This is a genomic window from Sedimentitalea nanhaiensis DSM 24252 (assembly GCF_000473225.1).
Lineage (GTDB): Bacteria > Pseudomonadota > Alphaproteobacteria > Rhodobacterales > Rhodobacteraceae > Sedimentitalea > Sedimentitalea nanhaiensis.
Genome location: NZ_KI421508.1, coordinates 51,924 through 73,929 on the forward strand (window position 1 = coordinate 51,924; position 22,006 = coordinate 73,929).

The following is a 22,006-nucleotide window of genomic DNA, read 5'->3' on the forward strand; positions in this document are numbered from 1 at the left end:
CTGTTTACCTGCAAAGTCACAAGTATGACAAAGCTGCAATCACATGGGCGTGAGCCGTTTGAAACTGTCGACAGGGCTCCCGAGGCCCAGGCCGAGGGGTTTGCAACCGTGCGCCAGGCGCATGAGAGTGAAATGGCGGAGGATTACGTCGAGTTGATCGCAGAGCTGATCGAGACGCGCGGAGAGGCCAGACCGGTCGAGATTGCAGAACGACTTGGCGTGAAACCGCCAACCGTGACCAAGAACATTTCGCGGCTCAAGGCCGCTGGCCTTGTACGGAGAGAGCCCTACCGGGCGGTTTTCCTCACCGATGCAGGCCAGAAGCTGGCAGAGGCCTGTCGGCAGCGCCACAGGATCGTCGTCGCGTTTCTTTGCAGTCTCGGGATCGACGGAGAAACCGCGGAACGCGATGCGGAAGGGATCGAGCATCACGTCAGCGAAACGACGCTGGAGGCATTCGAACACGCGCTGATGCAATCCCGGAGCCACAAATAACGCCGCAGCGGGCTCTTGCGACAATGAGGCGGCGACACCGACAAAGGGGGCAACGCCAGCGGTCAAACGCCGGGGCGGGGCCTGTGTGCTGATTTCGAACTCTGGCGTCCAAAGCCGATTGGGTCGTCACTGCCCACGCGCGCCGGATGTAGCGCACCTATAATTCTCTGCTTGCGACCGACCGTTCGCCAAAGAATTCGGTGTTGGGATATACCTTGGACGCCTGAGCTGGCCCGTGATCGATGGCTTAGAGCGCGTAGACGATCGTGGTGATCGTGATCATGATCGTCGAGAACATGGCCAGCACGCCCAGAGCGAGCGTCCGGCCCATGTCGCGATTTGGCTTTTCCACTTTTAAGCGCAACTCCTCTGCGGTTTCCGGAAACTCGAGCGCCGCCGCATTCGAACCACGCCGCAACTCGTATTGGGTGTTCCATCGGCGCACTTCCGCCGCGTTCCAGCCGTTCAGCACGAGGATGATCGCCACAATCAAAACCATCGAGGACGGGACCCAGATCGTATAGCCACCGATGGTCTCGTCAGCCAAGGCGCTGAGTCCGGTACCGTTGCTTACCGTTTGGTCGGACGCATAGCCAAACGGATCGTATTGGATGAGATACGTGATCATTGGCTCCTGTCCTTTATGGTCCGCGCGCTGTCCGCCGATTTAGGTGACAATCCAGATGTTCCGGCGGTGCCACTGCGGGCCAAGCACGGATCCGTGGTCATCATGAGTTATTTACCCCGGATCCACATCGGAAAGAGGTTTTCGTAAAACCTTGAGACTGAGTGCCCGGACTGACCGGCGGGCGCGATGAAATAGGAACCGCGTTCGTCCGAAAGCGAAACGACCGCCTGAGAATTGGTGCCCGCGTTAGAGACAAACGGCCGAGCACCGTCCGATGCAAACACGGTCGACATCTGAGTAAAGGGATCGCCGGCGTTGGTGCTTCGAGAGACAGCAAGCTGCTCGCCATCCCGCTCGATCTGATCGGCGATCGCGGCACGTTCAAAATGTGCTCCTCACCCCGCCGCCCCGGTCGCAGTCAGCGATCCGGCGGCCAGGCTTGCAAGAAAGCCAAGCGCTATGGGGCAGAGGGGTTCCAATTGCTAAGGTCTTGCCGGGAGTTCAATCAGAGCCGAGGTAGCTGGTATAGACCTCGGTCGAGCCGTCTTGGCGGATCAGGAAGACATCGTAAGCCTCTCGGTCGTCCTGCGGTCCCATGCCGGGCGACCCGTAGGGCATTCCCGGCACCGCCAGGCCCACCGCGTCCGGTCGGTCCTCCAGCAGGCGCTGGATGTCAGCGGCCGGCACGTGGCCCTCGATCACGTAGCCGTCGACCAGAGCGGTATGGCAGGACACCATGCGTTGTGGCACGCCCTTGTCGAGTTTGAAGCGCACAAGAGAGCCTCCGAACATATCCTCGCCCGTCGGCGCAAAGCCGTTCTCCTCGATGTGCTTCATCCAGGACAGGCAACAGCCGCAGCCGCTTGTCTTCCGGACATCGATGGGGATCGCCTCAGCGACAGCTTGCGCCGCGGGAAGCAAGGCCAGTGCGATGGCAAGGGCGGGAGCATACATTTTCATGGGTCAAAGCCTTTCAGTTGTCGTTTGTACAAGTTCGCTCGCGAGCCTTTCAGCCAGAAGCGAGCGTGCCTCAGCCAGCCGCCTAAGCGCGGCTGTGTCGTCCGCTTCACGCTCGGCGGCCTCTGCCAGCCGGTCGTTCGAGAGAGGATCGGTCGGGCGACCGTCCACCCGCACTTCGTAATGTAGGTTGGGGCCTGTCGCGGTACCCGTCGCACCGACGCGGCCGATCATTTCTCCGGCCATCACGCGTTGCCCTTGTGTGAGCCCGTCCGGTACAGCGCTCAGATGCGCATAGCGCGTCAGGGTGTCGGAGCCATGCGCGATCTCGACCACCCGGCCATATCCTCCGCGTCGGCCTATGAAGCTCACTCGGCCGGGTGCCGTCGCCTGTACCGGCGTGCCACGCGCCGCCGCGAAGTCGACCCCTGTGTGCATTCGTACATTGCCGTAGACCGGATGGGTGCGGCGCCCGAACACAGAACTCAGCCGTGCACCTTCGACCGGTTGCGCGAACACGCGCAGCACCTCTCCGTCGACATAGATCGCCGCCCGTCCGCTGCGGTCGTCCGGCCAGACGATCTCATAAACCGAACCGCCGAGATCCAGTGCAGCAAAGGCAAGCTCGGGCTGGCCAATCCTCTGGGTGCCGTCCCGTGCCTCGCGCCAAAGGAGGCGCATCGTCTCGCCACCCGCAAGATCACGACGGAAATCGACAGTGCCGCCCAGCATCTGCGCCAGGTCCACCGCAAAACGGGCAGGGATATCTGCCGTGTCGAGCGCCGCGAAGATGGTGCTTTCGATCACCGCCTCACCGGCGAACGTCACCCATTCAGGGTCCGGCTCTAACACGCGAGTGGCAAGCTGTTCGCCGAAGGCCGCCTCTATCCGGACACCGTCTTCGACGGCAAGCTCTACACGACGCGGGGTGCCGTCCGGTCTTGAAACCACGGTAATGACGTGACCCGGACGCAGACGGCGCAGATCGTATTCCGCGCCAATCGCCAAGGCGATTTCGGCGCGATCCGAAGCGCCCAGCCCCGCATCGGCAAGGACCGCATCGAGCGTCTCGCCCGACGCAATCTCGCGCGACCAGGTGGTCAGCGGGGGCTCGATAGATGGCAAGGAGGTATCAGCCAGGGACACGGGCAGGAGGGGCAGGGGTCTGACCTCGAACGCGACATCCGCCTGGGCGAATGGAGGGCGGACAGAATTGGTTTCGGCAATCCGAGGCGGCGCGAGCGGTGCGGGCGTCCAGAGGGTCGCTTTGGCAATCGCAGGCGGCACCGGATCCTTGGGTAGAACGCCAAAGACAGCGAGAGCAGTCATCGAAGCGCCCACCACGACAACCAGAGACACCTCTACCTTTCCCATCCTCATGTTGTCTTCTCAACTTCTTCTTGCAACGCGCGGCGGATCTTGGGCACCGCGAACTCACGCGGTTCGCGGTTGTCGATCATGGTGACGAACTGCCCTTCTGCATCGAACGGCAAGCCACTCGCAGTATGGTTCATGGTGTACTCTCCGTCTTTGGTTTGCACCTTTTCGTAAGTCGCGCGGAAGCCGTCGGCCGCGCGTGCGATCTGGTCTTGCGGACCCGTCCAGCCGCGGATTGACGGATGGAAATGGCCAACATACCCGGCCATCGCCTCGACCCTGTCCCGCTCCGGGTCTACCGCGATGAAAATCACGTTCAGCCGCGCCGCGTCCTCTCCCGTCTCGTCCAGCCAGCCGGAAATATCCGATAGCGCGGTCGGACAGACATCGGGGCAATTGCTGAAGCCGAAGAAGACCAACATCCAGCGTTCTGCAAAATCGTCGTCGGTTCGGACCATGCCGTGATGATCGGTGAGTTCGAAATCAGCGAAAAACAGTGGTGCATCCCCGGTTCCGGCCCGGTCAGAACGGTCGTCGGACCATAGCAACAGCCAGGCGAAAATGGGCGCCGCCACGCCCGCAAACACCCACAATATCTTTTGAAGACCTGAAAGCCTCACGACGCTTCGCCCGAAGTTGATTCTATATTTTGTGTGCGTTTACATCCTCTAGCCACTGTAGGTTCAAGCGCGATTGTCATTGATCGGCCATCCATCACCGATCTGTGAAACCCCGGTGAAGCTTGTGATGTGCGCGGCATGAAGCTACGCCCACTGTTGGGAATGCGGAGACCAAATTCAGCGCCTGAAACTTCACCATCGCGTGTGGCGACCGGCAGGTCGAGATCGACACGGAAAACAGCATGACCTGCGATGCGGAGAACTTCTTTCTGCATCGGAAACTGCGCACGGCCGAAGGTGCAGAGAAATCGGAAACCGTTGAAGACATACCGCCGCCTGAGCTGATCGAGCAGGGCAAAAACCTGCCAAAACCTACTGAGTTTTGCCGTAGGGTATTGGCATGGGGTTTTTGTCCGATGCGCAGTGAAAGCCACCGCTGACCAGTCGGTTTGAGCGTCAGTTTTAGTTCCCGCATTATTGGGCTATGACGCCCGCGCCAGGTGATGCTTTGGCGAGCATCCGAACTTGCGCGAGTAGTCGCGACTGAAATGCGTCGGGCTTTCATAGCCGACTTGAAATCCCGCAACGGATACGGAAGGCACACCCCTTTCCAGGAGTGCTCGCGCTTCGATCATCCGTAGGTCTTTTTGATATTGCAGAGGCGTTGTGCCGGTCACTGACTTGAAGTGTTCGTGAAACGATGACGCGCTCATCCCCGCGACCTGGGCCAGATCGCTCACGACCAAAGGTTCACGAAAACTGGTCCTAATCTGCTGGATGGATTTGGCGATGCGGCTGGCATGGCTGTCTACCGCCAGCAGGTTCCGCAACATGCCCCCGATGGGGGACAGAAGCAGGCGAAAGTGAATTTCCTTCAGGATCATCGGGCCAAGAACCTGTATGTCAAGCGGCGCGTCCATCAGCTCCAGATACCGAACCATGGGGTCGATCCATGCGGGGTCTGCGGCACTGGCGGACAGGGACATCGCGTGATGGTCGTCGGACACGGCCTCGCCAACCTGCTCATAGAGACTGCGGAGGATGCCCAGATCGAGCGAGATGATCAGGGCCAGATACGGGGCCTCTGGACTGGCCTCGGTAATCCTGGACGTCACCGGAAGGTCGTGGCTGACCAAAAGCGCGTCTCCTTCCGCCAGGGAGACGAACTGCCGACCCACGTTCATTTCTTTGCGCCCCTGTAGGATCAGACAAATCACGGGATTGTAGACGACAGCCTCGAACGTGGTGACCTCAGCCCGCTGAAAGATATGCGCGGCGGGGAGAGCCCTGCCAGAATTCGCGGTTTCCCGCGCTGAAAGCTCGATTGCCAGGGCTCTTAGTTTCTCAAGCGACATCACATTCTCCTCGTGGCCTGGATAGCAGAGCGGTCCTATCGGATCACGCAATTTGCCCGCCATTCGGAGAAATTGGCAAGTGTATCGGAGAATCCGGCAGGACCGATGCCCGCCCTCCGCTTAACTTGGCATCAATGAAGCGATCCAACGGAGCATGGCATGTCTGGAACGGACACAACCTTCAAACTGAACTCTGATACAATGATCCCTGCGGTGGGGTTCGGCACGTATCTGATCTCGAACGAGGATGCCGAAGTGGCGATCAGCGCTGCGATCTCGGCTGGCTACCGGCATATCGACACCGCCTCTGGTTACCGCAACGAAGAGACGGTCGGCGCGGGGATCGAGAACGGGCTACAGGCGCAGGGCCTGTCTCGCGCGGACCTCTTTGTGACGGCAAAGCTTTGGCCCGGAAATCCCGCCTGGGGGGACGCCCCCAAGACCGGGGCGCAGACCATCGCGGAATGCGACGCAAGCCTGTCGCGCCTGGGGCTGGACTATGTGGACCTATATCTGATCCACGCCCCCTATGGTGGCGACATGCGGCTTGAGCAATGGCGCGCCCTGCTGGACCTGCAAGCCCAGGGCAAGGTGCGGTCCGTGGGTGTCAGCAACTTCAACGAAGGCCACCTGGACGAGATCAGCGCGGCGGGCCTGCCCATGCCGGATGCCAACCAGATCGAACTGCATCCCTGGTCCCAGAAACCCGACCTTCTTGCCCATATGGCCAAGCACGACATCGCGCCAATCGCCTATAGCAGCCTTGTGCCTCTGTCGACCTGGCGCACTGAGGCGGGCCAGGACAGCGCCAAGACCGACGAGATGAAAGCGGACGGCGCGGCCTTTCAAGGTATGGCCGAGAAGTACGGCGTGTCAGAGGCGCAGCTCTTGCTGAGGTGGGGCGTTCAGAACGGCTATGCCGTGCTGCCCAAGAGCCTGAACCCAGACCGGATGCGCCAGAACATTGACCTCTTCTCCTTTGAGATCGACGATGCGGACATGGCGCTGATGGCCACAATGGATCGCGGCGATGGTGTCGCCTGGGCGACGGGCGATCCCAGCAAGTAGACGCGGCCTTCGCCTTCCCTCGAGCAGTCAAAAAAATCCAAACACGATTGGAGCTACTATGACACCTCCAATTCTTCGAACCTCAACCGCGCTCACGGTTTTGCAATCAGCGCAATCCCAGGAAACTGAGAACGAGCAGCACGACAACGACTACACCTATGATATAGAAAACACGATTCATGTGACCCTCCGGTTTTTTAAATTGTACCTGCCTTGTGACCAGCAGTCTCGATGTGGGACCGCCCCGCAGGGCGATCCCTTGTTTTAGGAGTGGCTGTTCAGGAAGTCGTCGACTTCCTTTTTGGCTTCTTCTTTGGATTTGCCGTATTTAGCCTGAAGTTTGCCTTCCAGTGCTTCGCGGTTTCCATTAATCTCGGCCAGTTCGTCGTCCGTCAGATCGCCCCATTTGGCCTTGATGTTGCCGGACATCTCTTTCCACTTTCCTTCAATTTGATCCCAGTTCATAGATTTTCCTTTCGAGGTAATGACAACGTCCGGACACAGCCCATCGTCGTCGATTGATTGTTTCAAGACAGCCGCTGGTGCAAAGCGGATTGAGCCGCCCCCGCGATCCTGATCGGGTTCTGCTGCGGGTCATCCGCACCGCTGCAATCGAGAGGCCGCCGCGCAGGGTGCGGAGGGGAGCGTTTGCTCGCCCTCCGGTATTGTCTACTTCTCGTAGGTCGGTTGCGCTTTGAGCGCTTCCTGCGACGAGTCGATATAGACTTGTACCTCGTCGCCGCCGTCCTTGCGCAAGATGGTCAACTCGTCAAACGTAACGGCCACAGGTTTTTCCCCCATACCCAGAAATCCACCGACGTCGATGACTGCACGCTCAATGGCACCCTTGTCATCCAGAAGAAGCGAGTGGATTTCGCCCACATCTTCGTCATCAACCCCATAGACGCGCGCGCCTGTAAGCATCTCTGTGGTCAGCTCAGTGCGCTCTGTCTTGGCATAGCCTTCGCGCTTGACATCGGGAGCCATAAGCATGGAACGTTTGGGTTCTGCCGCGGCGTCCATCTCCGGCTTGTTCATGTCACGTGCAAAGCTCGGTGCTGCCTTGAGCGCGTCGCTGGAGGATTTGATTACCAGGAAATAGTCATCGGCGTCATCCGCTTCACGCAGGATGTGGATCTGATTCATGTCCATGGCGACATCCTTTTCGCCAACTCCAAGAAAGCCACCGACACCGACGATCACGGCAATGACGTTGCCATCCGGCGAGATCACGAGTTCATTGATTTCACCTATGTCGTCCCATTCGGTTTGCGCGTCGGGAGCCATGTTTGTCATGACATCAACGTCTTCTTCGGCGCGATAGACACGCATACCGATGAATTCGGAGGCCAACAGGTCATTGTTGGTGACGGAATAGTCCATAAAACCAGTCATATGGTTGTCCGCAACTGCCGATGTCGCCATCGTCAGACATACGGCGGTTGTCATCATAAGGGTTTTCATTTTCCAAGTTCCTTCGTTGTGGCGCGACGGCGTAATGCCGGCAAAGTGCGCCTGTGGTTTGTCTCTGCACCTCGCATCTGAACGCCGGGAAAACCTCGGCACACATCCGAGAACCTGGACTCGGAAAGATCATTTGAAGCACAGAGCCGAACTCTGGATTAGCCGATGAGAGAAACAGCGCAGCATCATATGACATAGCAACCGCCACATTCCTGTATGTCTGCCCTACGTCATTTCAGGTAGGGATCAGATAAATTCCGGATTAAGTTCCTCGCAGAGCCAACCCTTGGTAGGTTGACCCTGTTCAGAGAAAGGGCATTACAGTGGCCACAAAATGCGAATACTGCCCGTTGCGTCGGAAACCGCTCTTTGCCCCGATGAGCGCGGACGAAGTGGCAAGTATGCAGCGGTTCAAGGTCGGTGAATTGGTCGTTGATCCTGGCACCCCGATCCTGATGGAAGGTTCAAATAGTCCACAATTGTTTACCGCGTTACATGGGATGGGCCTGCGTTATCGCCATTTGGAAAATGGCGAACGCCAGGTCATCAACTTCGTTTTCCCGGGTGACTTTCTGGGTCTGCAAGCCGGGCTGATGGGAGAGATGGGGCATTCTGTAGAGGCAACGACAAAAATGACCCTCTGCGTCTTCAATCGAAGTGAGCTTTGGTCGTACATCAAAGCCGATCCCGAACGCGGGTTTGAGCTTGCATGGCTTGCCGCTGTCGAAGAGCATTTTCTGGGTGCTGCCCTGACCACGGTCGGTCAGCGCACCGCGCTGCAAGCCGTAGCCTGGGCATTTGTGCGAATTTATCTGCGTGCCAATGCAAGTGGGAATGGGGGCAACGGGGCAATGCGCTTGCCGTTCAAGCAAAAAGACCTGGCGGATGCTCTAGGGCTCTCGCTGGTTCATACGAACAAGACCATTAGACTCTTGAAGTCGCGTCAACTGATTAGTTGGACCGGCGAGGAAGTTCTGATCCATGATCTGCCCGGTCTGGCCAAGGTTGGTCTGACCAACGTCGACACTCCGGAAAAACGCCCCATCATGTGAATGGTGAATGATGTCTGAACTTAAAGGCAGTGGGACGTATCCCATTGACATACGGTAGGGCAAAGCCAAGCCATACTGTATGAAACCGCAAACCTGTTGCGCCCCCACCGTCCCTAGTTTTCCGGAGACCTATAATTTCATTTCATGCGGCCGTATCGAGTACGTCACGCGAAGGCATTTCTGGTCGGTGTTCCGTCCCGGGAGATGGAATAAATTGCTCTTTGGCCGGGTTATGAGCCGTGTTTACAAGATCGGGTTTTAGCGGGTCCATAGCAGTATCTTTGCAGACGGCGGTAACTCCGACTGGGGCAAAGCTCGCGACAGACTTTTTTCAACATCTCTCCAGAAGCGACCAGAACACGGCCACCGGAGCACTCATGCGGTCCTTGTTCTGTTTGATTTTCCGCAGTTCACGGCGAGTCACCGGATTTGTCGGAACAAAGAACTCCACCCGATCCGGTTGATCCCTGACGGCGTCGTATGGCAGGATGCTCGCCCCCAGATTTCGCCTGACAAATGAGAGGATTGCCGTCGTGTTGCGCGCTTCAAGCGTGCTCGACGCCAACAATTCCTGGACCGACGGGTCGTTGACCAATCGACACAGGGGATTTGCGACCAGGGGTTCATGTCTGAGGAGGCTCCAGTCCGATTGCCCTTTGTTTTCAAGATGAGCCATGTGAACCGGGCCACCTTCGGAACAGACGATACCCAGATCGTCACAGAGAATTTGCTCACCCTCCAGCGCGTCACCTGGTTGGGCGGACAAGATACCGATATCGGCTTCGTCGCGCTGGATACGACGGCGAACTGCGGCACTGTCGACATCGCTTATTTCAATACGCACGTTTGGATGGGTCGATCGGAATAGTTTGATGACCTCGGGCAACAGCGCGATGGTCGCCGATGGCACCGCAGCGATGCGCACTATGCCAACCAGCGAGACGGCATGCCGGCGGATCGCTTCCACGCTCGTATCGAACACATCCGTCGCCCTCTGGCTTTCTTCGAGCACCAGCAGCCCCAGGGGCGTCAGGCGACTCTTGCGGTCGGTTTCGAACAGCGGCGCGCCGATATGCTCTTCGAGTTGGGCCAGAACCATCGAGATGGCCGAGGGGGTGCGTCGCAAGATCTTGGCCGCCCCTGAAAGTGTACCTCTTTCGGCCACAACACAGAAGGTACGGAGCATCTCGAGTTTTACTGTCATTCAATTTTCCTGAAAAAAGGTTCACTAAATTCAGTCTATCTGAATTATCGGGATTGCAATAGGCCTTCTGCAAGCAAACAGGAGAAACCTATGACCGATCGCACGCAACTTTACATCGATGGAACCTGGAGCGACGGCGCCTCGCAGATCGAAAACCGCAACCCGTCTGACATATCCGATCTGATCGGAATGTATGCGCAGGCGGATGCCTCCCAACTTGACACCGCGCTTGAAGCCGCGCGCCAGGCACAGCCGCTGTGGTGGGCCGCCGGCATACAGAAGCGCCATGATGTGCTGATGGCGATCGGCACCGAATTGATGGCGCGCGCCGAAGAGATCGGCCGCCTGTTGTCGCGTGAAGAAGGCAAGCCGTTGGCCGAAGGCAAGGGCGAAGTGTACCGCGCCGGGCAGTTCTTTACCTATTTCGCCGGCGAAGCCCTGCGTCAGCACGGTGACCTGGCCGAAAGCGTGCGTCCCGGCATAGAGATCGACGTGCGCCGCGAGCCTGTCGGTGTCGTCGCCATCATCAGCCCGTGGAACTTCCCTGTGGCCACCCCTGCATGGAAGATCGCGCCGGCACTGGCCTTTGGCAACGCCGTGGTCTGGAAGCCGGCCAATGTTACACCCGCCAGCGCCATCGCGCTGACCGAGATCATTGCGCGTCAGGACATCCCGAAGGGCCTGTTCAATCTGGTTTCGGGACCGGGGCGCGATGTCGGCCAGCGTTTGGTTGAAAGCGCCCTGGTCGATGCGATCAGCTTCACGGGCTCGGTGCCTGTCGGGCGCGGAATCGCGGCGGCTGCAATTCAGAACATGACCAAGGTGCAGATGGAAATGGGGTCCAAGAACCCGCTGATTGTCATGGACGACGCGGATCTCGATCTGGCGGTGATGCACGCCGCCGGGTCGGCCTTTGGTGGTACCGGCCAGAAATGTACCGCTGCAAGCCGCCTGATCGTGCATGCCGCGGTGCATGACGCCTTTGTTGAAAAGCTGGTTGCGGCGACCAAGGCGATGAAGGTTGGGCACGCATTCGGGGACGGCACCCAAATAGGTCCTGTAGTCAGCGAAGCACAGCTTGTGCAGAACCTCGATTACATCGGGCTCGGCAAATCCGAAGGCGCCGAATTGCTGTGCGGTGGGGATCGTCTGGAGATGTCGACGGATGGCTATTACATGGCCCCCGCCGTGTTCGCGAATACGCGCAACGACATGCGGATCAACCGCGAAGAAATGTTCGCGCCGATCACGGCCGTGCAGCGTGCCGACAGTTATGAAGACGCCCTGTCCCTTGCGAACGACACGCAGTTCGGGCTGACGGCCGGCATCATGACGGGGTCGCTTGCGCGGGCCAGCCATTTTCGGGCCAACATGCGCGCCGGCTGCGTGATGGTCAACCTGCCGACCGCTGGCACGGATTACCATGTGCCATTTGGCGGGCGCGGTGCATCCAGCTTTGGCCCCCGCGAACAAGGCTCTTATGCCGCCGAGTTTTATACCACCGTCAAGACGGCCTATGTCTCTGCGGGAGAGCCGCAATGAGCCTTCTGATCGACGGGCTGCAATATGCCAACTGGTCTGAAAAGATCTTTCGCCAGATGCGCGAGGGCGGCGTCGATGCCGTCCACGTTACCATCACCTATCACGAGACCTTCCGCGAAACCGTTCTGGTGATCGAGCGGTGGAACCGCTGGTTCGAAATGTACCCAGACCTGATCTTTCAGGGGCGGACCGCTGCCGATGTGACGCTGGCGCGCGAGACGGGGCGCACCGCGATCTTCTTTGGCTCGCAAAACCCGTCCTGCATCGAGGATGACATCGGGTTGGTCGAGGTGCTGCACACCCTGGGTCTGCGGTTCATGCAGCTCACCTATAACAACCAGTCGCTGCTGGCGTCAGGCTGCTACGAGGATGAGGATACCGGTCTGACCCGCATGGGCCGTGCCGTTGTCACGGAGATGAATCGCGTAGGTCTTGTCGTGGATATGAGCCATTCCGGCGAACGGTCCACCTTTGAGGCGATCGAGCATTCGACACGCCCCATCGCGATCACCCATGCCAACCCGGCAAGCTGGCACGCCGCCCTGCGCAACAAATCTGATGATCTGCTTCAGGCTTTGGGGGAAAGCGGCGGAATTCTCGGCCTGTCCGCCTATCCCCATCACCTGAAAGACGGCACTGCCTGTTCACTGCAATCCTGGTGTGACATGGCGGCGCTCGCGGTCGATCTGGTGGGGCCGAACGGCGTCGGGATCGGCACCGATCTTTGCCAGGATCAGCCTGACAGCATCGTCGAATGGATGCGGGTCGGGCGCTGGACCAAGACCATTGATTACGGTGAAGGCAGCGCCGATGCGCCCGGGTTCCCGGCCATGCCCGACTGGTTTCATGACAACCGCGACTTGGCCGCGATCCGCAAGGGATTGCGCGCCGCCGGTCTCGATGAAGCGACATCTGACGGCGTGATGGGAGAAAACTGGCACGCCTTTTTCGACCGAAGCTTTGGCGCACAAACCATGCAATCGGCAAAATCGAACCGCGCCGCCGAGTAAGGCGCGACACTGAGTATTCTGGGAGGATCAAGAATGAGCGATACCGCGACAACACACACCAGCGCAGCGTCCGGGAGGATCGACAAAGCGCTTTTTGCAATTACGGGCGGATTCATTGCCCTGTTCTGCACCTATGCGTTCTTTGACATCGAGGGACTCTCTGCGCTTGTCGATACGGGGTTCGGCTTCTCGGCGAGATATTTCGGCCTGTATTGGCAGGTCCTGCTTCTGGCGACCTTTCTCATCGGTCTTGTGCTCTGCGTCCTGCCCGGTTCCAAGACTTTGATGGGCGGGCTGACCATACCGGAATTCAACACGTTCAGCTGGGGGTCCATGATCATGTGTACACTGCTTGCCGGCGGTGGCGTGTTCTGGGCCGCAGGCGAGCCGATTGCGCATTTTTTGTCCACGCCGCCGGTTTTCGGTGATTTGGGCGAAGATCCGCAGGCCATTGCGCATGCGGCGCTGGCTCAGAGTTTCCTGCACTGGGGCTTTCTGGCCTGGGCCATCCTTGGGTCGCTGACGACCGTCATGCTGATGCATTACCACTATGACAAGGGCCTGCCGCTTGCGCCGCGCACCCTGCTTTATCCGGTGTTCGGCGATCGCGCGCTGCATGGGCCGATCGGTCTGATCGCGGACGCCTCTTGTGTCATCGCGGTGGTTGCGGGCACTGTAGGACCGATCGGCTTTCTGGGTTTGCAGATGTCTTATGGCCTGAATGCGCTGACCGGCATTCCTGACACCTTTACCACTCAGGCTATCGCGGTTCTGGCGCTTGTCGGGGCCTATACCGTTTCCGCGGTCACCGGTCTGGCCAAGGGCATCAAGGTGCTGTCGCAGATCAACGTGATCCTTGCGGTTGCCTTGCTGGTCTTCATGCTGATCGCCGGTCCGACTTCCGACATCTTCTCGGGATTCTTTGGTGGCATGCAGGTCTATCTGACCTACTTCTTCGATCTGACCCTCTATCGCGGTGATGCGGCGCTGTTCGGCGATCCGGGCTGGCTGGGCTGGTGGACAGTGTTCTTCTGGGGCTGGTTCATGGGCTACGGACCGCTGATGGCGATCTTCATTGCCCGCGTCAGCCGTGGGCGCTCGATCCGTCAGATCATCGTCATGCTGTCCATCGTCGCACCGATCATCACCAACTTCTGGTTCACGATCATCGGCGGGTCGGGTATCTTCTTTGAGATTGCCGAGCCGGGCATCATCTCCGCTCCGTTCGAAGGCTTCAACCTGCCCGCCGGACTGTTGGCGATCACTCAGGCGATGCCGATGGGCTTTCTCCTTTCGGTTCTGTTTCTGGCGCTGACGATGTGTTTTGTCGCCACCACCAGCGACTCGATGAGCTATGTGATCTCGACCACCATGTGTGACGGCGAACCCTCGACCGGACTGCGTGCCTTCTGGGGGATTGCCATGGGCGTGATGGCATTGATCCTGATCTCGACCGGTGCCGGGGGCATTGGAAAGCTTCAGAGCTTTATCGTGATCACGGCGGTGCCCGTATCTCTGATCCTGCTGCCCTCGCTCTGGGACGCCTTGCGGATCACGTGGATGCTTGGACGTGCGCCGGAACCGGCGCATGGCTAACGTCTCGGTGTGGCGCGATGTCTTTGCGCCACACCTGCTCCACGTCAAAGACTCCAGGAGGAAATGCGATGTCCCTATACGATCATGATACGTCTTCCGACACCGCCGACTATCGGCGTCCGGCAACAGAAGTCATGCGCCTTGCGCGGATGGGGAGCAGTCATCCGACCCGCTTGTCCTTCCTTCGGGTGCTTCTGCGGCGGTTGGCCAGCGGAGATTGGGATGTCGATCGTCCGGTCTGGGCCGTCGACGCGAAAGGCGTCGGTCATGCGGTCTACCGGGTGCGGGGCGCGGAGCAGACCTATAGCCTTGTCGCGTTCTCCCATGATCTGCCTGCCGAGATGCGTTCGGACCGGGTGATCGCGACCGCCTGGGATGCAACGTTCACCCTGTTCGACGGCGACCCGACGCCGGCCGATATCGCCCGGCTGGGCGACAATGTCCCCTATCAGGAAGCCGGCCGGATCAGCCCCAGGGAACTGACGCTGGCCCGCGCAAACCGTTCGGTGCGGCTGTTCGATCATGTGGTTGGCGCGCTGTCGCACGGCAAACAGCCCGACCGCGAAGAAATCGACGCTGTCGGTTATCTCATGCGAACCACGGCGGTTTACGGTTCGGGAAAGTTCGGCGCGGCAGACCGCGACGACATTGCACGGCGTCCGGAACTGGCGGCACCGTTTCAGGTTGAAATGCTGACAGTCTGGCTGATCCGCGCCTTTACGGTCGATATCGTCGAGCACATGGCGGTGGTCAAAGGTGGCGATCGTGCCGTCCGTCTCGATCCCACTGTGCGCCGGAGCCTTGGTGTCGGCAATTCCACCGGACTTGGCATGGCACCGTTCCTTGTCCGCCATCCGGTGCTCCTGAACAACTGGATCATGGCCCGCGAAGATGCGCTGGCGCGGGTGCGTGCCCAGCCCGGCGCAACCGCCGCCGCAGTGTCGCGGTTGCACGAGGCGCTGGACCTTTCCATCGCAAATGCCGAGCTCTGGCGCTCTGAGCACCCGGTACAGGTCGCGAAGCTGCACGATCTGCGCCGCGATCTTGCGCTTGTATCGGACAAATTGGCGAACTGGGATCCGCAGCAACCGCACCCCTGGGATGCGTTGTGGAGATGGGGCGCCGCGAGCTTGACCTATGAAGGGCAGGAGGCGCTGCTGTCGCTGATGCTTGAGCCGCATGGAGAACTGGTGGACGATCTCGCCGACCATATGGGCGCCGACGAGGCGGCAAGCTTTCAGTTGAACGGCGCGATGACGGTCAAGGCGCTGCGCGACATCCTGGTGACCGAATATGCATGGGCGCTGTCGATAGATTTCACGTCGCCCGAAAACATCGCGCGGTTTTGGTATGTGTCCGAGGAAAAGCTCGAACCCCGTCTGGGCGAGCGCGCTTTCGAGGACGGGGCGGCGCTTGAGCAACCGTTGTGCATCGCCCGCCTGATGAGCGAGCTTGACGCGACATTGCAGGGCTATGACGGGATGACGCCCGTGGCCTCGGTTCTTCTGGCTCACCCCGAGCACCGCTACGCTGTGCGACGGGTCCAGATCGCGCAGCACCATCCGTTTGCAGAGATCCGCGACAACCTGATCGCGGCCGATATGCTGCCAATCGATCTGTTGCGCTGCAAGCTGGCCTTCTTCGGAGCAAGCCAGTTTGACCCCCGGTCGGATCGCTGGGTCCGCATCAATCTGTTTCAGGGCGCATCTTATCCCGACGAAATCAAATCGGAGGACATCCGATGAGCATCGAACCACACGACCAGACGCGCGGCGATTCCACGCTGTTTTTCAATGACTCGAAGGCCGCCCCCTTGTCGCGAAACGAAGTTGCTTCGCTTTGCATGAAGGCCGCCCGTGGGGCGGGCATGAGTTGGGGAATGGCCGAAGAAGCCGGTTATGCCGCCGCCTGGCTGGTGACGCACGGCATTGACGGTCCGGAACATCTCAGCGCGCATCTGGAGCAAGCTCAGGGCCGCGAATGGGCAGCGCTTTGCCCGAATGTCAGGCTCGGCAATTGGCGTTCAGCAGCCGGACGCGCGCTATGTCCGATCGTTCTGGGGGCGACCCTGTGCGATCACGCGGCTCTGTCGGAAGGGCCGGTGGCGGATTGTTCGATAACGCTTGGCATGGTTGATCACCCGATCCTTCTGTTGCCTTTCCTCGCCGAAATCGTTCGGGCGAACGGTCTTCTGATCACGGTGGAATGTGCGGCAGGTCGGGTCTGTATCGGTGAGAGCGCGTCTTGGTTGAAGTCTGCTGTGCATCTGCTTTCCGGTCCGGAAGCTGACCTGACGTTGACGGCCAGGAAAGGCAAGCCACAGACCCCGCCCGCGTTGACAACGCGCGATGCACAAACCAGCGCGGAAACCATCTCCGCGCTCACCACCTTTGCCATGCACACGACGGTTCCGGCCTCCGAACTGTCGCGTGCCGGCGCCGGTTCAACCCTCGACGACAACGATTGAAACAAAAGGAAAACCAATGACACTCAAACGCCTCAACCCCGGTTCCCGTATGAGCCAGGCAGTCTGTATCGGCAACATTGCATTTCTTGCCGGGCAGGTCCCGGATGATCTGGACGCCGACATCTCGGAGCAGACCCGGCAGGTCCTGGGTAAAATGGACCAGGTAGTCAAAGAACTTGGCGCAACCAAGGCCGATATTGCTTCGGTTCAGGTCTGGCTGTCCGATATGGAGGACTTCCAGGGCATGAACGCGGTCTGGGATGAATGGGTCAGCCGTGATGCTCCGCCGGCCCGCGCGACCGGAGGTGTCGCTTTGGCTCGTCCCGGAATGCGGGTGGAAATGATCGCCGTTGTGGCGCTTCCCGTGGTCGGCTGATCTGATTTCAAACAGGGTGGCACGCGTTTGCCAGCCTGTTTGCACTGTCGCAAATGTGTCGGAACGGTGATAGATTCCAAGGGCGTACGCTACCCGAAGGCAGTAATCCGCATGCCGTTTTTTCGATGCCCGCTATGCCGTTCCGTACCGCGACCCTGAACAGGATCACCGCTTTCTAAAGCGCATCACCGGTCCGATGCTTGGCTTCAAAGCCTTTCGTTCCGCAACAGCCAGTTCGGAGCCAATATCGCGAGCTGCGCAATACCCCGAGTGGTCTTACCACCGCCTGGGCAAGCCGACACATCAAAAGTACCGGTTCTCTTCAGGAAAGCCTGCCGATCCACATCCAGATCCGCTGCTCGGAGCGTCGTATTTCCGTCAAAAGCCGTTTTGTCCGTCAGGGTCAGGCTACGGGACTGACCGGACAACAAGCCCCCTTTCCACTTTTGGAGCGCAAAGAAGGCTTGAACGTCTGGCGGGAGGAATGGGTGAGTGCAGTCCGCCGGAAGTGCCGGACCCAGTACATCTTAGTGGCGCGCCATCACCCTTGATGTCGATTTGAGTGAAGGCTGCGCAGCCAAGCCGCGAAATCAACTTCGCTCACCTGATCGGATGCCAGATGTTCCATCATCCGGACACCGATCTCAGGGTCGGGCCGGATCGCAATTCCATTGAGCCTCAGAAAGGTGAACGCCGCCACAAAGGCTGTGCGCTTGTTCCCATCGACGAAGGCATGGGCTTTGGAAATGCCGAACGCATAAGCCGCGGCCAGCGCATAGGCATCGGGGCTGCCGTAACCCGCCGCGTTGACCGGGCGCCCGCAAGCGCCTTCCAGAAGTGCTGGGTCCCGGGTGCCGGGCGCGCCGCCATGTCGCGAGATTTGGCGGTCATGAATGACATACACGGCTGGCAGCGGCACCCAGACCCATTTGCTCATGCAAGGGCCTGAAGCAGCTCACGGTTTTCATCCATGACGTCTTCCGCTGCCGCGAGCGCGGCCTGCAATTCGGGGTTTTCCGTCATCAGTTTCAGCCCGCCATCATCCGTGCGCACGGCATAGAGCGTGTCGCCCTCCTTGGCATCAAGCAGGGCAAGCATCTCGGTGCTGAGCGTCACGACAGCGGAATTGCCGACTTTGCGGATCTTGGATACAATCATGGGAGACCTCATGGGTTATACGTATGTATATACGATGGCCATGCTGTTTGTCAACCTAAGGCAAGGCTTCACGGCCCCGGCGAGGAAGAGGTTTGAACTTGGTTCAGCTCCCAGTGATCAGGATTTTGAAGGACCGTTGCGCCCCTGCGGGAGGGGGCGGAAATGGGGCGGCGCGTTGGACCGCACGCACGGCAGCTCTGTCAAACGCGCTGGACCCGGAACTGCGGCGCAAGCTGGCACCGTCCAAGCCACCATTGGATGCGATCTTGAACGCGACCTCGGCCTTACCGCGCCCTACGCCGCGGACCTTTTTGACGCGTGCCAGTCTGCGCATCACTTTACCCGGATAGTTGCTGGCGACCGCGTTGCCGCTTGTCTGGGCCACCCCGGCTTTTGTGCCCTGTACGGCGGCCTTGGCTTGCTGCTGTCCTGTGGTCGCGCCCTTGCGTGCGTCGCGACCGGCGGCACCTTTCGCTTGGCGTCGTGGCTTTGCGGGGGCGTTTAGTTCCTTTGCCGGGTTCCGCCGCTCCGGTCGCTTCGAGACCATTGGCGCTGCCTGATCCGGTGTAACTGCGGTGATGCGGGTGGCCGCTTCTGCAGCTTGCGTTTGCGATGGCTGAACCCGGGTCGCAACCAAGGTCAGAGCCGACGGGTCTGGAACAGAGTCCAGAGCTGGAGTTGGAGAAAGCGTTGCTTGAGCTCTGACGATTGGCGCGCGTGGGCGCGGTGCTTCAGCCGTCTTGATTTTTGTTGTTTGGCTCGGCTGAGCCTCGGGCGCTTCTGCGGATCTGAGGAAAGGGCGCGCCACTGTTTCGGCAGGCTGTGTTGGTGGTGTACGTTCGGGCGTGGGCGTATCTGGCAGACCCTCGGTCGGTTCAACCGGCTCGGCCTCTGTCTCTACCGCCTTCGCCGTCATAACGCCCTCGCTCATATCGGCAAAGCTGGACCCAACAGCCGCTTGGGTGGCCCCTGCGGCGCTTTCCAGTTCGACCCTGGCCTCTGGGGCGAAACCGTTGGCCACCCCTACATGCAACGCCACGGCAATGCCCAGTGCGGCTATCTTCAATGCCTTTGAACTTGCGATCATTCCAGCCCCCGTTCGGTGACAATCATGATTTTCTCTGCCCCAGCGTTCCGCAGATCCCGCGCGATCCTGACCAGTGCGTCCGCTGGCAATGCGCGATCCGGCACAAGCCTGATGGTCTTGCGATCTTCCGCGCTGAGACTCTCCAAATAGGCGGCAACGGTTTCTTGAGTTGTCCCGCGATAGCTGAGCGTCGCATCCGGATGCACAACCAGCGCATCCGGCGGGCTGCGCCCGTCCAGTTCGGTTGTACGGATCAAGGACAGGGGCGCATCGATGGGGTGTGCCAAGGTACCTGCCACCATGAAGAAGACCAGCATCAGAAAGACGATATTGATCAAGGCAATTGTCGGTTCCCGCTGAGATTTCGCTTTGGCCAGTTTGCGCATCGCTTAAGACCCCAACACAGTGACACTGAGCCGTGGCAGTTTGCGCAAAGCCACCAGCAAATCGGTCAGCCGTTGCGCGTCGACGCCGGTTTGCAAGCTGACGAGCAGCGGCGTGCCGGGTTCTGTCGCGCCAAGCGCCGATGTATCAAGGGCCGCCAAATCCAACGCCTCGCCGTTTAGGCGCACAATGTCGGTATCTAGTTGCAGGAAGAATGGCGGGACATCGGGAAGGGCCGCGCCGCCACTTGCCGCTTCCGTCAGCGCAACCTCGGAGAACTTCGAGAAGGTCGATGTCAGCATGAAAAACAACAAAAGAAGGAAGATGATGTCAATCAGCGACGTCACCTGCAACTTGCGCCGTCTATTGCGCGGTTTAGCCATGGGCGGGTTCCATTGCGGCAGGTAGGTGCGATGACGCCTTGCGGCCAGAGGGCGAAAGCACAGTAAAAATCGCCTTCTCTGCAAAGAGCCGCTCCGCCTCCATGCGGCCCTCGAACCAGCTTAGGATCAGCGCGGTCGGCATCGCCACGACAAGCCCCACGGCCGTGGTTAGCAAGGCGACCCAGATGCCCCCGGCCAGGATCGACGGATCGACCTGCGCGCCCGCGTCTTGCAAGGACTGGAACGCCTCAATCATGCCCAGTACGGTGCCAAAGAGGCCCAATAGCGGGGCCAATTGCGCTACGCTATCCAAAAACCGCATGCCGCGTTCCAGCCTGCCGAACCGCAGTTCGGCCTCTGCCTGCAAGCGCTCAGACGCAGTGCGTTCGCTGGTCAAAGCCATATCGACGATGGGCACTAGATAGCTGGTGGAGCGATCTAAGGCCGCCCGTGCGCCCGTGCGATCCGCGCGGTCCCACGCCTCAATGGCCTCGGACAATGCCTTATGCCGCCCAACACCCGCAGCTGAGAATTGCCAGAGCTTGTACAGGACCACGGCCAGCGTCAGCACCGAGACGCCCATCAGGATCACAACCACCGGGCCGCCTATTTCAGCGGTTTTGCGCAGCGGGTCGAGCCATGTCATCACCATATCCATCAGCCCAGCACCTCGATTTCGAGGCGCGAGCTTGGCAGGAGGCCTTTGTCACACACCGCCGCATCCAGCCCTTCACCGGTGCAGGTATTGGCCCCGTTGAACAACACCCGTCCAAGGGTTTCACACGCGAGCTGGGGCACGACAAACTGACGTACACGCGGTCGTGCGGGGGGCAGGGCGCCAAAGTCGAACAAAGTCAGGCGGTCGACCTGCCCGTCGGTGTTGAACAACACCGTTTCATAGATGACCTGGCTGGCTTCAGCCTTGGTCCCATTGGTGATCGTGAAGGTCAGCATGCAGTTACCTTCGCGGGTCTCGGCGGAGTTCAACTCGACCGCGATTTTGCCGCTGAGATCGGTGTCCTGCGCCAAGGCGGGAGCGCCCAGACATAGGGCAATAGTTGTGATGAGACGTTTCATATTGGGTCCTTTATCGCCCGCGCCGTGCCGACCTTTGCGCCGAGAAAGCGAAGCGTGTTTCCAAACGGATCCTTGACGGTGACGAGCTTGCCCCAAGGCAGCCCTTCCAGGTTGGCGTTTGGATGCCCCCGGCTGCGCGGGTCATCCGGAACGGCTTGTGCGTCCAAGACATCGACGATGACCGTACTGCCGGGCGTCGCGCCGCCGTGATGCTCGGTTGCATGCAGACGCAAAGGGCCTTTCGACAGGACCGCGTAAAGCGGCGCGGTTTTGCCAGAACGGTGCGCGTTGTCCCAAGTGAAGCCGGGGTAATCGACATAGACCGCGCGCGATTTGGCTTCGTCAAAGCTGCGGAAAACGGGGATTGCGGGGCCGGTCTTCATGGATCACGCGATGTGTTGGATGGCAGAAAAGCCTTCAAATTTCGGAGCGCCCTTGTGCAGCTTTGCCGTCTGCCCTGCGCCCTTGTGGGCTTGGCGAAACGCGTCACTACGGGTCCAGGCGCGGAAGACGTCTTCATTTTGCCAGACCGTGTGGGACGCATAGAGTATCGCGCCATCGGCCTCAGGGCCTTTGAGCATGTGAAACTCGACAAAGCCCTCCATGTCTTTGAGATGACTGTCGCGCCCCAGCCAAAGCTCCTCGAACGCCTGCGCGTTTTCTACGATCACGGTAAACCGGTTCATGGCGATATACATGGGCTTGT

At 59.7% G+C, this 22,006-nt stretch carries 28 protein-coding genes and 1 pseudogene; 11 read left to right on the forward strand and 18 right to left on the reverse strand.

Annotation, left to right across the window (positions count from 1 at the left end; genetic code table 11):
• Positions 1-24 precede the first annotated feature (24 nt).
• Complete coding sequence (gene mntR / locus NANH_RS0101290) at positions 25-495, forward strand: manganese-binding transcriptional regulator MntR (protein ID WP_027260409.1); 471 nt, start codon at positions 25-27, stop codon at positions 493-495.
• 247 nt (positions 496-742) lie between these two features.
• On the opposite strand, the gene NANH_RS25125 is transcribed toward mntR, so the two are convergent.
• The 5 genes from NANH_RS25125 to NANH_RS25130 all read right to left on the reverse strand — a co-directional run bounded on the left by NANH_RS25125 (position 743) and on the right by NANH_RS25130 (position 4,032).
• Positions 743-1,123, reverse strand: coding sequence for a hypothetical protein (locus NANH_RS25125; RefSeq protein ID WP_245601358.1), 381 nt, complete (start codon positions 1,121-1,123; stop codon positions 743-745).
• 107 nt (positions 1,124-1,230) lie between these two features.
• A complete protein-coding gene (locus NANH_RS29190; protein ID WP_074920712.1) occupies positions 1,231-1,416 on the reverse strand; it encodes a penicillin acylase family protein in 186 nt (61 codons plus the stop codon).
• A 208-nt stretch (positions 1,417-1,624) separates the two neighbouring features.
• Positions 1,625-2,083 carry a DUF411 domain-containing protein gene (locus NANH_RS0101300; RefSeq protein ID WP_027260410.1) on the reverse strand — a complete coding sequence of 153 codons (459 nt, stop codon included), beginning with the start codon at positions 2,081-2,083 and terminating at the stop codon, positions 1,625-1,627.
• A 3-nt stretch (positions 2,084-2,086) separates the two neighbouring features.
• A complete protein-coding gene (locus NANH_RS0101305) occupies positions 2,087-3,454 on the reverse strand; it encodes a peptidoglycan DD-metalloendopeptidase family protein (RefSeq protein WP_139236559.1) in 1,368 nt (455 codons plus the stop codon).
• A gap of 2 nt (positions 3,455-3,456) precedes the next feature.
• Positions 3,457-4,032 carry an SCO family protein gene (locus tag NANH_RS25130; protein ID WP_407694614.1) on the reverse strand — a complete coding sequence of 192 codons (576 nt, stop codon included), beginning with the start codon at positions 4,030-4,032 and terminating at the stop codon, positions 3,457-3,459.
• A 287-nt stretch (positions 4,033-4,319) separates the two neighbouring features.
• Here NANH_RS25130 and NANH_RS28285 point away from each other — a divergent pair, with 287 nt between their 5' ends.
• Entirely contained in the window at positions 4,320-4,517 is a 198-nt protein-coding gene (locus tag NANH_RS28285) for a hypothetical protein (protein WP_027260413.1), read from the forward strand.
• 42 nt (positions 4,518-4,559) lie between these two features.
• On the opposite strand, the gene NANH_RS0101320 is transcribed toward NANH_RS28285, so the two are convergent.
• The gene (locus NANH_RS0101320; protein WP_027260414.1) at positions 4,560-5,432 is read right to left on the reverse strand and encodes an AraC family transcriptional regulator; all 873 of its coding nucleotides are present in this window, start codon (positions 5,430-5,432) and stop codon (positions 4,560-4,562) included.
• A gap of 159 nt (positions 5,433-5,591) precedes the next feature.
• Between NANH_RS0101320 and NANH_RS0101325 the strand changes: the two genes are divergently transcribed.
• Positions 5,592-6,500 carry an aldo/keto reductase gene (locus tag NANH_RS0101325; protein ID WP_027260415.1) on the forward strand — a complete coding sequence of 303 codons (909 nt, stop codon included), beginning with the start codon at positions 5,592-5,594 and terminating at the stop codon, positions 6,498-6,500.
• A gap of 264 nt (positions 6,501-6,764) precedes the next feature.
• On the opposite strand, the gene NANH_RS0101330 is transcribed toward NANH_RS0101325, so the two are convergent.
• Both NANH_RS0101330 and NANH_RS0101335 read right to left on the reverse strand, forming a co-directional pair.
• Complete coding sequence (locus NANH_RS0101330) at positions 6,765-6,965, reverse strand: CsbD family protein (RefSeq protein WP_027260416.1); 201 nt, start codon at positions 6,963-6,965, stop codon at positions 6,765-6,767.
• Between the two features lie 204 nt (positions 6,966-7,169).
• Positions 7,170-7,895: a PRC-barrel domain-containing protein gene (locus tag NANH_RS0101335; protein WP_245601361.1), complete on the reverse strand. Its 726-nt coding sequence runs from the start codon at positions 7,893-7,895 to the stop codon at positions 7,170-7,172.
• Between the two features lie 446 nt (positions 7,896-8,341).
• Between NANH_RS0101335 and NANH_RS0101340 the strand changes: the two genes are divergently transcribed.
• On the forward strand, positions 8,342-9,016 hold the full coding sequence (locus NANH_RS0101340; protein ID WP_051372192.1) for a Crp/Fnr family transcriptional regulator: 675 nt from the start codon (positions 8,342-8,344) through the stop codon (positions 9,014-9,016).
• A 331-nt stretch (positions 9,017-9,347) separates the two neighbouring features.
• On the opposite strand, the gene NANH_RS25135 is transcribed toward NANH_RS0101340, so the two are convergent.
• Positions 9,348-10,220, reverse strand: coding sequence for a LysR family transcriptional regulator (locus tag NANH_RS25135; RefSeq protein WP_074920714.1), 873 nt, complete (start codon positions 10,218-10,220; stop codon positions 9,348-9,350).
• Positions 10,221-10,310: 90 nt separating this feature from the next.
• Between NANH_RS25135 and NANH_RS0101350 the strand changes: the two genes are divergently transcribed.
• The 7 genes and pseudogenes from NANH_RS0101350 to NANH_RS28290 all read left to right on the forward strand — a co-directional run.
• A complete protein-coding gene (locus NANH_RS0101350; protein WP_027260419.1) occupies positions 10,311-11,762 on the forward strand; it encodes an aldehyde dehydrogenase family protein in 1,452 nt (483 codons plus the stop codon).
• Positions 11,759-12,772 (forward strand): membrane dipeptidase, encoded by a 1,014-nt coding sequence (locus NANH_RS0101355; protein WP_027260420.1) that lies wholly within the window; start codon positions 11,759-11,761, stop codon positions 12,770-12,772. The genes NANH_RS0101350 and NANH_RS0101355 overlap by 4 nt, the downstream gene beginning before the upstream one ends.
• 33 nt (positions 12,773-12,805) lie before the next feature.
• Positions 12,806-14,368, forward strand: coding sequence for a BCCT family transporter (locus tag NANH_RS0101360; protein WP_027260421.1), 1,563 nt, complete (start codon positions 12,806-12,808; stop codon positions 14,366-14,368).
• 68 nt (positions 14,369-14,436) lie between these two features.
• Positions 14,437-16,113, forward strand: coding sequence for a hypothetical protein (locus NANH_RS0101365; RefSeq protein ID WP_027260422.1), 1,677 nt, complete (start codon positions 14,437-14,439; stop codon positions 16,111-16,113).
• On the forward strand, positions 16,110-16,835 hold the full coding sequence (locus NANH_RS0101370) for a DUF3726 domain-containing protein (RefSeq protein ID WP_051372194.1): 726 nt from the start codon (positions 16,110-16,112) through the stop codon (positions 16,833-16,835). The genes NANH_RS0101365 and NANH_RS0101370 overlap by 4 nt, the downstream gene beginning before the upstream one ends.
• A gap of 16 nt (positions 16,836-16,851) precedes the next feature.
• On the forward strand, positions 16,852-17,211 hold the full coding sequence (locus tag NANH_RS0101375) for a RidA family protein (protein WP_027260424.1): 360 nt from the start codon (positions 16,852-16,854) through the stop codon (positions 17,209-17,211).
• A gap of 157 nt (positions 17,212-17,368) precedes the next feature.
• A pseudogene (locus tag NANH_RS28290) lies at positions 17,369-17,467 on the forward strand (IS6 family transposase); the annotation flags it as partial.
• A gap of 285 nt (positions 17,468-17,752) precedes the next feature.
• Here NANH_RS28290 and NANH_RS0101380 read toward each other — a convergent pair.
• The 9 genes from NANH_RS0101380 to NANH_RS0101420 all read right to left on the reverse strand — a co-directional run bounded on the left by NANH_RS0101380 (position 17,753) and on the right by NANH_RS0101420 (position 21,998).
• Entirely contained in the window at positions 17,753-18,148 is a 396-nt protein-coding gene (locus NANH_RS0101380; protein ID WP_027260425.1) for a type II toxin-antitoxin system death-on-curing family toxin, read from the reverse strand.
• Entirely contained in the window at positions 18,145-18,369 is a 225-nt protein-coding gene (locus NANH_RS0101385) for an AbrB/MazE/SpoVT family DNA-binding domain-containing protein (protein ID WP_027260426.1), read from the reverse strand. Before NANH_RS0101385 ends, NANH_RS0101380 begins: the two co-directional genes overlap by 4 nt.
• Before the next feature lie 103 nt (positions 18,370-18,472).
• Positions 18,473-19,456 (reverse strand): TonB family protein, encoded by a 984-nt coding sequence (locus NANH_RS27335; RefSeq protein ID WP_051372195.1) that lies wholly within the window; start codon positions 19,454-19,456, stop codon positions 18,473-18,475.
• On the reverse strand, positions 19,453-19,842 hold the full coding sequence (locus NANH_RS0101395) for an ExbD/TolR family protein (protein WP_027260427.1): 390 nt from the start codon (positions 19,840-19,842) through the stop codon (positions 19,453-19,455). The genes NANH_RS27335 and NANH_RS0101395 overlap by 4 nt, the downstream gene beginning before the upstream one ends.
• Positions 19,843-19,845: 3 nt before the next feature.
• On the reverse strand, positions 19,846-20,187 hold the full coding sequence (locus NANH_RS0101400) for a biopolymer transporter ExbD (protein ID WP_027260428.1): 342 nt from the start codon (positions 20,185-20,187) through the stop codon (positions 19,846-19,848).
• A gap of 28 nt (positions 20,188-20,215) precedes the next feature.
• Positions 20,216-20,875, reverse strand: a complete 660-nt coding sequence (locus NANH_RS0101405) for a MotA/TolQ/ExbB proton channel family protein (protein ID WP_027260429.1) — start codon at positions 20,873-20,875, stop codon at positions 20,216-20,218.
• Positions 20,876-20,880: 5 nt separating this feature from the next.
• The gene (locus tag NANH_RS0101410; RefSeq protein WP_027260430.1) at positions 20,881-21,300 is read right to left on the reverse strand and encodes a hypothetical protein; all 420 of its coding nucleotides are present in this window, start codon (positions 21,298-21,300) and stop codon (positions 20,881-20,883) included.
• Entirely contained in the window at positions 21,297-21,683 is a 387-nt protein-coding gene (locus NANH_RS0101415; RefSeq protein WP_027260431.1) for a glyoxalase superfamily protein, read from the reverse strand. Before NANH_RS0101415 ends, NANH_RS0101410 begins: the two co-directional genes overlap by 4 nt.
• A gap of 3 nt (positions 21,684-21,686) precedes the next feature.
• Positions 21,687-21,998, reverse strand: coding sequence for an antibiotic biosynthesis monooxygenase family protein (locus NANH_RS0101420; RefSeq protein WP_027260432.1), 312 nt, complete (start codon positions 21,996-21,998; stop codon positions 21,687-21,689).
• Positions 21,999-22,006 lie beyond the last annotated feature (8 nt).